Here is a 13,136-nt window from a genome sequence, read left to right on the forward strand (position 1 = left end):
TCCTCGTCGGGCCTAACGACGCGGAGGGGATTTTTTTCATCTCAACCTTAATGGTTTGCGGGCTGGCCCGACTTACGCACATAGAGAGAGCAATTATGTATAACACGCTTGGCAATCAGTACGACAACTCCCTGGTTTCTAACGCCTTTGGTTTCATGCGTTTTCCGCTGAATTTTCAGCCTTACGACAGCGACGCCGAGTGGGTTATCACCGGCGTGCCGTTTGATGCCGCGACCTCGGGTCGTCCGGGCAGTCGCCTGGGTCCTGGTGCGATTCGCCAGATCTCCACCAATCTGGCCTGGGAAGGCTGCCGCTGGCCGTGGGATTTCGATCTGCGTCAGCGTCTGAACGTCGTCGATTGCGGCGATCTGGTTTACGCCTTCGGTGATTCGCAGGATCTCTCCGACAAATTGCAGGCCCATGCTGAAAAACTGCTGGCCAATGGCAAGCGCATGATGACCTTTGGCGGCGACCACTACGTCACACTGCCACTGCTGCGCGCCCATGCAAAACACTTCGGCAAGATGGCGCTGGTGCACTTTGATGCGCATACCGACACCTACTCCAACGGCCCGACCTTCGACCACGGCACCATGTTCTTTACCGCGCCGAAAGAGGGTCTGATCGATCCGCAGCACTCAGTGCAGATTGGTATCCGCACCGAATTCGACAAGAGCCTGGGCTTCAACGTGCTGGATGCGGCGCAGGTCAACGACCGCAGCGTTGATGATATTCTCGCCGAAGTGAAACGCACCGTCGGCGATCTGCCGGTCTATCTGACCTTCGATATCGACTGTCTGGATCCGGCGCATGCGCCTGGCACCGGCACGCCGGTGATTGGCGGGCTGACCACCGATAAAGCGACCAAGCTGATCCGTGGCCTGCAGGGCATGAACATTGTCGGCATGGATCTGGTGGAAGTCGCACCGGGTTACGATCATGCTGATTTAACGGCACTGGCAGCGGCTACGCTGGCGCTGGATATGCTGCATGTTCAGGCTGTAAACAAAGGCTGATGCCTGCTGCCTGCCGGCTTCAGTCCGGCAGGCGCTGAACGCGGCGTCCTGTCCGTCGGGCGGACGCCGCTGCTGTGATCTTCCTCTCTTTGCCGGATCCGATCGATTCCCTTCTGACCCCGACGGGTAACCGTCAGGCGCGAACCCCTATCTGCAACTAAACTTACAGCGTAAAAATGGCGTAGTGGAGATAATCATGGGCTTTCTTGATGAACTGGCTGGCGCACTGGATGGCAACCAGAGTGAAGGGCATCCGCCGGGACAGTTACAGGCTGTCTGGCATTGGGTGCAGGAGCAGGGCGGTATTGAAGTGCTGCTGCAAAAATTCCAGCAGGGCGGGCTGGGTGAGGTGTTTGGTTCCTGGATCGGCACCGGCGATAACCATCCGGTTGGCCACAGTGAGATTCAGTCTGCTTTTGGTCAGGATGAACTGCAGTCACTGGCCGACAAACTCGGCACCGATGTGAAAGGTGCATCGGGTACACTGGCCGCGCTATTGCCGCAGCTGATTGATAAAATGTCACCGCAGGGACACATGGATGAACAGGCGCTGCATGACAATAAGCTGGATCTGGGCTCGATGGTGGATCAGATATTTAAGCGCTAGCGGACTTCGCACGGCTAAGCGCGCACGCCGGATGCATGCGCGCTCAGAGGCGGAATTACTTGCCGTCGGCAGCAATTCGCTCACGAATATGCGCGGCGCGCGCTTCAGAGGCGGGATGCGAGTCAAACATCGAACTCTGACGTCCCTGTTCCATCTTCGCCAGCTTTTCAAAGCTGGTGGCCAGGCCCATTGGATCGATATTGCGCTTCTTCATCAGGTCGTAGGAGTAGTCATCCGCCTGTGATTCCTGCGTCTGGGAGAACTGCGCATTCACCAGTTTTTCACCCATTTCACCCAGCTGCGACTGCGACAGTGAACCAATCACGCCGCCAACCGAGGCGGCTGCAGTGCGGGCCGCGGTTGTGGCATACGCCAGCTGCATCGCCTTGCGCGTATGACCTAGCGCGACGTGGCCCATCTCATGACCCAGCACGCCTTCCACTTCATTGTCAGTCATCATATCCATCAGACCGCTGTAAACACGAATACAGCCGTTTGCCATCGCCCAGGCGTTGACATCTTTGGTCTGATAAACCTTGTAGTTAGCCGGTACGCCGTTGATGTTATCGCCCAGCGCCGCGGCGATCTTGTTCAGACGCTGCTGATAATCACTGTTAGCAGGCGCAATCTGATTATCTTTGTCCATCTGCTCACAGGATTTATCGCTCAGCTGCTTTACCTGATCGTCGCTGAGGGTATAAGCCTGATACGCCTGCGCGCCCGACTGCATCAGCGCATTATTGTCTAAACCCTGACAGCCACTCAGCAGCGTCGTCAGTCCAAGCGCTAACACCATTTTTTTGATTTTCATGCTGTATCCCATTCATAACAAGGTAAGAAAAACAAACACCTGAAACTCAGACAGGTGAATAAACGATTTGGTTATAGCGTGCCAGTCTGCACTTTGCTAGCAGATATGGCTGGAAAAGCCATACGAAGCGGCTGCATTTAGCGTTTTACAGCATGTACTTTTGCCCCGTTTCTCATGTACATTGATGGGCAACTTTTTCCTTGTTTTGCCCGGTAACTCATTAATAACAATAAGTTAAGGTGCGAAGCATTAATCCGACCTGGAGTAGAAAATGCCCTCTCGTAAAGAGCTTGCCAACGCCATTCGTGCGTTAAGTATGGATGCAGTACAGAAAGCGAAATCGGGACATCCGGGTGCCCCAATGGGCATGGCGGACATCGCTGAAGTACTCTGGCGCGGCTACCTGAACCACAACCCAACCAACCCGCTGTGGGCTGACCGCGACCGTTTCGTGCTCTCTAACGGTCACGGCTCAATGCTGATCTATAGCCTGTTGCACCTGACCGGCTACGATCTGCCCCTTAGCGAACTGGAAAACTTCCGTCAGCTGCACTCAAAAACTCCAGGTCACCCGGAATATGGCTACACCGTGGGCGTTGAAACCACTACCGGTCCGCTGGGGCAGGGCATCGCTAACGCAGTAGGTTTTGCCATTGCTGAGCGCACGCTGGCAGCACAGTTCAACCGTCCGGGTCATGACATCGTAGACCACAACACCTATGTCTTCATGGGTGATGGCTGCATGATGGAAGGTATCTCGCACGAAGTCTGCTCACTGGCCGGTACGCTGAAGCTGGGCAAACTGGTGGCGTTTTATGATGACAACGGTATCTCTATCGACGGTCACATTGATGGCTGGTTCACCGACGACACCGCTAAGCGCTTTGAAGCTTATGGCTGGCACGTGGTGCGCGGCGTCGATGGTCACGATGCGGATGCGATTGCGAAAGCGATCGAAGAAGCGAAAAGCGTCAGCGACAAGCCTTCACTGCTGATGTGCAAAACCGTTATCGGTTTTGGTTCACCGAACAAAGCCGGTACCCATGATTCACACGGCGCACCGCTGGGTGATGATGAAGTGGCACTGACCCGCAAGCAGCTGGGCTGGAACCACGCGCCGTTCGTTATTCCTTCTGATATCTACGCTGAGTGGGACGCGAAAGAAGCGGGCCAGGCGAAAGAGTCTGCATGGAATGAGAAATTCGCCGCTTACGCACAGGCTCATCCTGAACTGGCTGCCGAGTTTAAACGCCGCGTCAGCAACGAACTGCCAGCTAACTGGCAGGAAGAGTCGCAGAAGTTCGTTGAGCAGCTGCAGGCGAACCCGGCGAAGATCGCCAGCCGTAAAGCCTCACAGAATGCTATTGAAGCTTTCGGTAAAATTCTGCCGGAATACCTGGGCGGCTCAGCCGATCTGGCACCCAGCAACCTGACAATCTGGTCTGGCTCTAAGCCGATCAACGAAGATGCTGCGGGTAACTACATCCACTACGGCGTGCGTGAGTTCGGTATGACCGCAATCGCCAATGGCCTGGCGCTGCACGGCGGCTTCCTGCCTTACACCGCGACCTTCCTGATGTTTGTTGAATATGCGCGTAACGCAGCGCGTATGGCGGCACTGATGAAGATCCGTCAGATCATGGTCTACACCCACGACTCTATCGGTCTGGGCGAAGATGGCCCGACGCACCAGCCGGTTGAACAGATGGCGAGCCTGCGCACCACGCCAAACATGAGCCTGTGGCGTCCATGTGACCAGGTTGAATCCGCGGTGGCGTGGAAATATGCCATTGAGCGTAAAGATGGCCCGACTGCGCTGATCTTCTCCCGTCAGAACCTGGCGCAGCAGGAGCGTGACACTGCTCAGCTGGCTAACGTAGCGCGCGGCGGTTACGTGCTGAAAGATTGCGATGGCACGCCTGAGCTGATCCTGATCGCCACCGGTTCCGAAGTTGAACTGGCTGTCGGTGCCTGGGACAAACTCACCAGCGAAGGCCGCAAAGTGCGCGTGGTCTCTATGCCATCAACGGATGCCTTCGACAAGCAGAGTGATGAGTACCGTGAATCCGTACTGCCAAAAGCGGTCAGCGCACGCGTCGCAATCGAAGCGGGCATCGCTGATTACTGGTTCAAATACACCGGCCTGAACGGCGCTATCGTGGGCATGACCAGCTTCGGCGAATCTGCACCTGCCGATCAGCTGTTCGAACTGTTTGGCTTTACCGTCGACAACGTCGTCGCGAAAGCGAAAGCGCTGCTGGCGTAAAACCGGTCAGGCGGGCCTGTTCCCGCCCGGCTGTAAAAACAGAGGGACGAGATTTTCGTCCCTTTTATTTTTTTATTCCTGCAGTAATAACCGCCTTTTGCCTTAATTTGTGACGCAGATCCAAATTTAAGCAGCCAGATTGATCACAATCATTCCTGTTATTCCTTCCTTCTATTATTGTAGCTGAACCGTTTCAGTCGCCAGGCAAATCGCCCTGGTTTCGGACAATGCCGGGTAAGAATCTCCTGTACAAAATGCAGTGAAACGCTCAGGCTAACGGCACGTTTTTTTCAGTCTGACGTGGCAGGAGAGAAATGACGGTACGGGTAGCGATAAATGGTTTTGGCCGGATTGGACGCAACGTCCTGCGCGCGCTGTATGAAACGGGCCGACGTGCAGAGATCACCGTGGTCGCGATTAACGAGCTGGCAGAAGCCACCGGTATGGCGCATCTGCTGAAATACGATACCAGCCATGGCCGTTTTGCTTTCGATGTCCGCCAGGAGCGCGATGTAATGTGGGTGGGTGGCGATACCCTGCGCATTTTGCACCGTGCAGCCATTGCCGATCTGCCGTGGCGTGAACTCGACGTGGATGTGGTGCTGGACTGCACCGGCGTCTATGGCTCACGCGCTGATGGCGAAGCGCATCTTCAGGCTGGCGCCAAAAAAGTGCTGTTCTCTCATCCCGGCGGAAACGATCTCGACGCCACAGTGGTGTATGGCGTTAACCAGCAGTCACTCACCGCCAGTGACCGCATCGTCTCCAACGCTTCCTGTACCACTAACTGCATTATCCCGGTGATTAAACTGCTGGATGATGCGTTTGGTATCGAATCCGGCACCGTCACCACGATCCACTCGGCGATGCACGATCAGCAGGTGATCGACGCCTATCACAGCGATCTGCGCCGTACGCGTGCAGCCAGTCAGTCGATCATTCCGGTGGACACTCGCCTGGCGGCAGGCATTACCCGTATTTTTCCGAAATTCAACGATCGCTTCGAGGCGATAGCCGTTCGCGTCCCGACGATTAACGTGACGGCCATTGATCTCAGCGTTTCTGTGCATCAGGCGGTGACGGCGTGTGAAGTTAACACCCTGTTGCGAAGCGCGGCAGAAGGGACATTTCGTGGTATAGTTGACTATACGGAATTACCGTTAGTCTCAGTAGATTTTAACCATGATCCGCACAGTGCCATTGTGGACGGAACACAAACGCGGGTCAGCGGTCAACACCTTATCAAGACCCTGGTCTGGTGTGACAACGAATGGGGCTTTGCTAACCGAATGCTCGACACGACGTTAGCGATGGCCGCAAGCGGTTTCAGGTAAGACGCGGTATGCGTCTGGCAAAACTTATGAGAATCAACGAGAGGATTCACCATGTCTGTAATTAAGATGACCGATCTGGATCTGGCTGGTAAACGCGTTCTGATCCGTGCCGATCTGAACGTACCGGTTAAAGAAGGTAAAGTGACGTCTGATGCACGTATCCGTGCTTCTCTGCCAACCATTGAAGCGGCGTTGAAACAGGGCGCGAAAGTAATGGTTACCTCTCACCTGGGTCGTCCGACCGAAGGTGAATATAATGAAGAGTTCTCGCTGCTGCCGGTAGTTAACTACCTGAAAGACAAGCTTAGCGGCACCACCGTGACCCTGGCAAAAGATTACCTCGATGGCGTTGAAGTCGGCGCTGGCGAACTGGTTGTGCTGGAAAACGTTCGCTTTAACAAAGGCGAAAAGAAAGATGACGAAGCACTGTCTAAAAAATATGCTGCTCTGTGCGACGTCTTTGTGATGGACGCCTTTGGTACCGCGCACCGCGCACAGGCTTCTACCCACGGCGTCGGCAAATTTGCCCCTATCGCCTGTGCTGGCCCGCTGCTCTCTGCAGAACTGGAAGCGCTGGGTAAAGTCATGAGCAACCCGGAGCGTCCGCTGGTGGCTGTGGTAGGGGGCTCAAAAGTCTCTACCAAATTTGACGTGCTGCAATCTCTGGTCAAAATCGCGGACACCGTGATTGTGGGCGGCGGCATTGCCAACACCTTCGTCGCTATCGACAACAACGTCGGCAAATCCCTGTATGAGCCAGATTTCGTTGAAGCGGCTAAAGGCCTGCGCGATCAGCACGGTATTCCGGTTCCAACTGACTCACGTGTCGGCACAGAATTCTCTGAAACTGCGACCGCTACCGTGAAAAAGGTTTCGGAAGTTGCGGATAACGAAGAGATTATGGACTTTGGTGATGAAACCGCACAGGCGATGGCTGCCATCCTGAAGGATGCTAAAACCATCCTGTGGAACGGCCCGGTGGGCGTGTTTGAGTTCCCTAATTTCCGTAAAGGCACCGAGATCGTGGCTAACGCCATTGCAGACAGCGATGCCTTCTCTGTTGCAGGCGGCGGCGATACCTTAGCGGCTATCGACCTGTTCGGCATCGAAGACAAAATTTCCTACATCTCTACCGGCGGCGGCGCGTTCCTTGAGTTCGTGGAAGGCAAAAAACTGCCTGCAGTTGCCATGCTGGAAGAGCGTGCGAAGCAGTAATCCTTTGGGGGCGATGCCTGGCGGCATCGCCTGAAGTCTTGCCCGTCTGGGCGTTTAAATCGACGTTCCTCAAGGGGAACAACGGTCACGAAACAGGACACAATCATGTCTAAAATTTTTGATTTCGTAAAACCCGGCGTTGTCACTGGTGATGACGTACAGAAGATCTTCAAAGTTGCGAAAGAGAACAAATTCGCACTGCCAGCCGTAAACTGCGTCGGCACCGACTCCATCAATGCGGCACTGGAAGCAGCGGCGAAAGTTAAAGCGCCAATCATCATCCAGTTCTCTAACGGCGGTGCTGCATTTATCGCGGGTAAAGGCTTCAAGACTGACAAACCACAGGGCGCGGCAATTTTCGGCGCTATCGCGGGTGCGCACCATGTTCACCTGATGGCTGAGCAGTATGGCGTGCCGGTTATCCTGCACACTGACCACTGTGCCAAGAAACTGCTGCCATGGATCGACGGTCTGCTGGACGCAGGTGAAGAGTACTTCCAGAAAAACGGTAAGCCACTCTTCTCTTCTCACATGATCGACCTGTCAGAAGAGTCACTGGAAGAGAACATCGAGATCAGCAGCAAATATCTGGCGCGCATGGCGAAACTCGACATGACGCTGGAAATCGAACTGGGCTGCACCGGTGGTGAAGAAGATGGCGTTGATAACAGCCACATGGACGCATCTGCACTCTACACCCAGCCAGAAGATGTGAACTACGCGTACGAAAAACTGAATGCTATCAGCCCGCGCTTCACCATTGCGGCTTCATTCGGTAACGTTCACGGCGTTTACAAGCCAGGTAACGTGAAACTGACCCCAACCATTCTGCGCGATTCGCAGAAATATGTGTGTGAAAAACATGGCCTGCCGCACAACGCGCTGGACTTCGTTTTCCACGGCGGTTCAGGTTCTTCTGCTGCAGAAATCGAAGAGTCTATCAGCTACGGCGTGATCAAGATGAACATCGATACCGATACCCAATGGGCAACCTGGGACGGCATCCTGCAGTACTACAAAAAGAACGAAGGCTATCTGCAGTCGCAGCTGGGTAACCCGGAAGGCGCTGACAAGCCAAACAAAAAATACTACGACCCACGCGTCTGGCTGCGTTCAGCCCAGGCCTCTATGGTAGTGCGTCTGGAGCAGGCTTTCAAAGAGCTTAACGCTGTCGACGTGCTGTAACTGAAGAGTCGTTACCGTACAAAAAAGGCCCGAAAGGGCCTTTTTTTATGCACAATTTCTGGAAAAACAGGGTTAAACGCCGGTCGGTTTGGCGCTTAAGGGGATAATTGATTACCCTTGATGGCAGGGTGTCGGATGTCATCTGGCAGTTTTTTCATTCCCGGTGGGAATCTAACAACAGGGCTTATTAATGGAAGAGTTACACGTCGTCGACGGCTTAAACAACGCAGGTAACTGGCTGGTTCGCAATCAGGCGCTGATCATCAGCTATGCCGTAAATATCGTTGCAGCTATTGCCATCATTATTATCGGGATGATTATCGCCCGTATCATTTCTAATGCCGTAAATCGCCTGCTGCGCGCCCGTCACATAGACGCTACCGTGGCGGACTTCCTCTCCGCACTGGTGCGCTATGGGGTTATCGCCTTCACCGTTATCGCAGCGCTGGGACGCATCGGTGTGCAGACCGCCTCGGTGATTGCCGTGCTGGGTGCTGCGGGTCTGGCCGTGGGTCTGGCGCTGCAGGGGTCACTCTCTAACCTTGCTGCAGGCGTTCTGCTGGTCACCTTCCGTCCGTTTCGCACCGGCGAGTTCGTCGATCTGGGCGGCGTTATGGGAACCGTGCTGCATGTGCAGATTTTCTCCACCACGCTGAGAACGGCAGACGGCAAAATCGTGGTGGTGCCAAACGGCAAGATCATCAGCGGGAACATCGTCAACTTCTCGCGTGAACCGGTTCGCCGTAATGAATTTATCATTGGCGTGGCTTACGAGGCGGATGTGGATGAAGTGATCGCCTTACTGCAACAGGTTGTAGAAGCGGATAGCCGCGTGCTGAAAGATAAAGGTATTCAGATCGGTCTTAACGAACTGGCAGCCTCCTCTATGAACTTTGTGGTGCGTTGCTGGAGCAACAGCGGCGACCTGCAGGACGTTTACTGGGATCTGCTGAAGAACTTTAAGCGTGCGCTGGATGGAAAAGGGATTGGTATTCCTTATCCGCAGATGGATGTGCATCTGCATCAGAAGCCGACGCCTGAAGCAGAAGCAACCCAGGTTCAGCCACAGTAATCTTTCAGTGGGCGGCGTCTGTCGCCCATTCATTTTGCTAATCGCAGATTAATTCTTTCAATTTCCGCTAATCATCCTCTCTCTTTATACTTCTCCTCCTCTAACGATGTGAGGAAATAATTCTGTGTTATCTCTCTATTTTCAGGGGCTTGCCCTGGGCGCCGCGCTGATTCTGCCGCTGGGCCCGCAGAACGCTTTTGTGATGAATCAGGGCGTGAAGCGTCAGTATCATCTGATGACGGCGGCCCTCTGCTCGCTGAGCGATATTCTGCTGATTTGCGGTGGGATCTTTGGCGGCAGCGCCTTGCTGAGCCAGTCTCCACTGCTGCTGATGGTGATCACCTGGGCGGGTGTAGCCTTTCTGTTGTGGTATGGCTGGGGCGCACTGCGTAGCGCTTTTCGCGGCGACGCCGATCTGGCGGATGGTGAGCCATTAAAGCAGAGCAGGGGACGCATTATCGCGACGCTGCTGGCAGTGACCTGGCTCAACCCGCACGTCTATCTCGATACCTTTGTGGTACTGGGGAGTCTTGGCGGTCAGTTGCCGACCACCACCGCGCGTCAGTGGTTTGCGCTGGGCACCATCAGTGCGTCGATCCTGTGGTTCTTTGGTCTGGCGCTGCTGGCCGCCTGGCTGTCACCACGCCTGCGCACCGCCAAAGCCCAGCGCATCATCAACCTGCTGGTGGGCGCGGTGATGTGGTTTATCGCCCTGCAACTGGCGCGCCAGGGCATTGCCGGATTTTGATCCCAACGTCGATCCGATGCGGTTATTGCCGCGCGGAGGCCGAACTTTTGCCATAATGACCACTCAAAGCATGGCGTATACTGATGCGCTGTTGGGCTTCGCCGGTTGGAAGCCGTCATAGTACCTTTTCAAGGAGGACTTTCATGAAACTGAAAGCATTGGCTCTGGCCGCAATCATGAGCGCCGGGGCATTGCCTGGCGTACACGCTGATGAGTTACCGAACGGGCCACACGTGGTGACCTCAGGCAAGGCAACGGTCGATGCCCGTCCCGATATCGCCACGCTCTCTATCGTGGTGAACGTGTCGTCAAAAGATGCCGCAGATGCGAAAAAGCAGGCGGATAGCCGGGTTGCACAATATTTCGATTTTCTGCAGAAAAACGGCATTGAGAAGAAAGATATTGATGCGGCAAACCTGAGCACCCAGCCTGAGTACGATTACACCAAAGAGGGTAAATCCGTCCTGAAAGGCTACCGTGCGGTGCGTCAGGTGCAGGTAACCCTGCGTCAGCTGGACAAGCTGAATGATCTGCTGGACGGGGCGCTGAAGTCCGGTCTGAATGAGGTGCGTAGCGTCGAGTTAGGCGTGGCAAATCCGGAGAGCTACAAAGAGCAGGCGCGTAAAGCAGCGATTAAAAATGCGACTCAGCAGGCATCACAGCTGGCTGAAGGCTTTAACGCGAAGCTGGGATCGATCTACAGCATTCGTTATCAGGTCGCTAACTATCAGCCGATGCCGATGAACCGTATGTATAAAGCGGCTGCAGCGGCAGATACCTCGGCGCAGGAGACCTACGATCAGCAGAGCATCAACTTTGACGATCAGGTTGATGTGGTGTTTGAGATCAAGCCCAATACGCCATAGTGCAAAATGGGGCTGATGCCCCGTTAAGACTGCCGATGAATCTCAGGATCTGACCGCAATGAATAAATTCAAAGCGAAGGGAACATGGTCAGAGGAGGAAAGCGTCCCGCGCCATGGACGGCGCGGGCCGAGCGGCCAGGGATTGGCTTAAGCGCCTTTCCGATCTGACCTTGTTCCCTGAGCCAATCCATCCTTACAGCCGTTCGGGGCATAATTTGTCAGCAGTAAAAACGGGGCTTTCGCCCCGTTTTTGTTTTCAGGCTGCGACGTCATCCTGACGCAGTACCCGATGTCCATGCGCAATCAGCGCATCGGTCACCCGACGCATTAACCGGCTTTCCGGCGCAAAACGATGCCAGTAGAGCATCCGGCGCTGACACAAGCCTGGCGTCAGATCTATTAACTCACCGCTCGCCAGCTCACGCTCAATCTGCAGATGCGGGATCATACAGCAGGTTGAACCCTGTCGCGCCATCTGCACAAAGGCTTCAGAGGAGTTCACGATGTGGCAGGGCACACTGCCCGGTGAGAGATCAAAGTTCTGTTGCAGGAAGGCCTGATGCATATCATCAAGATGGTCAAACGCCACCGCAGGCGCTTTCAGCAGGGCAGAGCGGGTGACGCCGTTGGGGAAGAAGCGATCGGCAAAGTCGCGCGACGCTACAAACAGGTAGTCGAGCGCACCGAGCTGATCCACCAGGCAACTGGGCAGCGGCTGCGGCTGAATACTCACCGCACCCACCACTTCACCACGACGCAGACGCTCCTGGGTGCGGGTTTCATCTTCGACCTGCAGATTCAGGCGTACAGGGGAATCTGCCAGCACATCTTTCAGCGCAGGCAGCAGCCAGGTCGCCAGACTGTCGGCATTGACCGCCAGCGACAGCAGCAGTGGCGTGGTGCCACTGTTCTCATCGCCCAGCCACTCCTCTTCCAGCAGTTCCACCTGGTGCAGCAACGCCAGCAGTTTCTGACCCTGTTCGGTCGGACGTGGTGGCACGGTTCGCACCAGCAGCGGCTGACCAAACAGATTCTCCAGCTGCTTGATACGCTGTGAAACCGCTGACTGGGTGATACATAATTTTTGAGCGGCACGCTCAAATCCGCGTTCGCGGATCACTGAATCCAGCGCCTGAAGCGTTCGATAATCCGGGCGTTTCATTATTCTTCTCTCTCCTTCAGGATGGATGTCACTATGCCACAAAAGTATCACCTGTGATGGCTCTCTTGTTTTTTGTGGGCTGGCTTCCAAAGCGATAAATCCACGTCGGTCAGCCGAGCATTTTCAGCAAGCCTTGTTTTATACTACGCGCACTTCGTTGTCGCACAGGTTTTAAACATACCATGACCCAGGATGAACTGAAAAAAGCCGTTGGCTGGGCTGCACTTGAGTACGTGCAGCCGGGCACCGTTGTTGGTGTGGGCACCGGATCCACCGCTGCCCACTTTATCGATGCGCTTGCCACGGTCAGGCATCAGATTGAAGGTGCCGTCTCCAGCTCGGATGCCTCAACCCAGAAGCTGAAGAGCCTAGGTATTCAGGTGTTCGACCTGAACGAGATTGACCTGCTGTCGGTGTACGTAGATGGCGCGGATGAGATCAACCCACAGATGCAGATGATCAAAGGCGGCGGCGCGGCGCTGACGCGCGAAAAGATCGTGGCCGCCGTGGCTGAAACCTTTATCTGTATCGCTGACGCTTCAAAAGAGGTCGATGTGCTGGGCCGTTTCCCGCTGCCGGTCGAGGTGATCCCGATGGCGCGCAGTTATGTGGCGCGTCAGTTGGTGAAAATGGGCGGCTTGCCTGAGTATCGTCAGAACGTGGTCACCGATAACGGCAACATTATTCTCGATGTGCATAATCTGCGCATTCTCGATCCCATTGAGCTGGAAAAAACCATCAACGCCTTGCCTGGCGTCGTTACCGTGGGCCTTTTTGCCGCGCGTGGTGCCGATATTGCACTGATTGGCGGGCCTGATGGCGTGAAAACCATCAAAAAATGATCTGTCCGGCGT

12 protein-coding genes are annotated in these 13,136 nt (G+C 55.0%); 10 read left to right on the plus strand and 2 right to left on the minus strand.

Annotated features, from left to right (window positions below; translation table 11 throughout):
- Window positions 1–95: 95 nt before the first annotated feature.
- Entirely contained in the window at window positions 96–1,016 is a 921-nt protein-coding gene (speB, locus tag ACX8ZY_RS04075; RefSeq protein ID WP_010248847.1) for an agmatinase, read from the plus strand.
- A 196-nt stretch (window positions 1,017–1,212) separates the two neighbouring features.
- Window positions 1,213–1,623, plus strand: a complete 411-nt coding sequence (locus ACX8ZY_RS04080) for a YidB family protein (protein WP_010248845.1) — start codon at window positions 1,213–1,215, stop codon at window positions 1,621–1,623.
- A 55-nt stretch (window positions 1,624–1,678) separates the two neighbouring features.
- Here ACX8ZY_RS04080 and loiP read toward each other — a convergent pair whose 3' ends face one another.
- The gene (gene loiP, locus ACX8ZY_RS04085; protein ID WP_010671064.1) at window positions 1,679–2,434 is read right to left on the minus strand and encodes a metalloprotease LoiP; all 756 of its coding nucleotides are present in this window, start codon (window positions 2,432–2,434) and stop codon (window positions 1,679–1,681) included.
- Between the two features lie 271 nt (window positions 2,435–2,705).
- On the opposite strand from loiP, the gene tkt reads away from it, so the two are divergent.
- The 7 genes from tkt to ACX8ZY_RS04120 all read left to right on the plus strand — a co-directional run bounded on the left by tkt (window position 2,706) and on the right by ACX8ZY_RS04120 (window position 11,120).
- Window positions 2,706–4,700 (plus strand): transketolase, encoded by a 1,995-nt coding sequence (tkt, locus tag ACX8ZY_RS04090; RefSeq protein WP_050680498.1) that lies wholly within the window; start codon window positions 2,706–2,708, stop codon window positions 4,698–4,700.
- Window positions 4,701–5,014: 314 nt separating this feature from the next.
- Entirely contained in the window at window positions 5,015–6,034 is a 1,020-nt protein-coding gene (gene epd, locus ACX8ZY_RS04095) for an erythrose-4-phosphate dehydrogenase (RefSeq protein ID WP_010671063.1), read from the plus strand.
- A 51-nt stretch (window positions 6,035–6,085) separates the two neighbouring features.
- The gene (pgk, locus tag ACX8ZY_RS04100) at window positions 6,086–7,249 is read left to right on the plus strand and encodes a phosphoglycerate kinase (protein ID WP_010248837.1); all 1,164 of its coding nucleotides are present in this window, start codon (window positions 6,086–6,088) and stop codon (window positions 7,247–7,249) included.
- 105 nt (window positions 7,250–7,354) lie between these two features.
- Entirely contained in the window at window positions 7,355–8,434 is a 1,080-nt protein-coding gene (gene fbaA, locus ACX8ZY_RS04105; protein WP_010248835.1) for a class II fructose-bisphosphate aldolase, read from the plus strand.
- 190 nt (window positions 8,435–8,624) lie between these two features.
- Window positions 8,625–9,506, plus strand: a complete 882-nt coding sequence (mscS, locus tag ACX8ZY_RS04110) for a small-conductance mechanosensitive channel MscS (protein WP_022623840.1) — start codon at window positions 8,625–8,627, stop codon at window positions 9,504–9,506.
- A 124-nt stretch (window positions 9,507–9,630) separates the two neighbouring features.
- Window positions 9,631–10,254, plus strand: a complete 624-nt coding sequence (gene argO / locus ACX8ZY_RS04115) for an arginine exporter ArgO (protein ID WP_010671062.1) — start codon at window positions 9,631–9,633, stop codon at window positions 10,252–10,254.
- A 143-nt stretch (window positions 10,255–10,397) separates the two neighbouring features.
- Complete coding sequence (locus ACX8ZY_RS04120; protein WP_010248826.1) at window positions 10,398–11,120, plus strand: oxidative stress defense protein; 723 nt, start codon at window positions 10,398–10,400, stop codon at window positions 11,118–11,120.
- A gap of 256 nt (window positions 11,121–11,376) precedes the next feature.
- Here the strand turns inward: ACX8ZY_RS04120 and ACX8ZY_RS04125 are convergent, their stop codons facing one another.
- Window positions 11,377–12,282 (minus strand): LysR family transcriptional regulator ArgP, encoded by a 906-nt coding sequence (locus tag ACX8ZY_RS04125; protein ID WP_010248822.1) that lies wholly within the window; start codon window positions 12,280–12,282, stop codon window positions 11,377–11,379.
- A 182-nt stretch (window positions 12,283–12,464) separates the two neighbouring features.
- Between ACX8ZY_RS04125 and rpiA the strand changes: the two genes are divergently transcribed.
- Entirely contained in the window at window positions 12,465–13,124 is a 660-nt protein-coding gene (rpiA, locus tag ACX8ZY_RS04130; protein WP_010248819.1) for a ribose-5-phosphate isomerase RpiA, read from the plus strand.
- The last annotated feature ends 12 nt before the right edge of the window (window positions 13,125–13,136 follow it).

This window comes from Pantoea sp. XAF26B01_ASV70 (assembly GCF_054512635.1).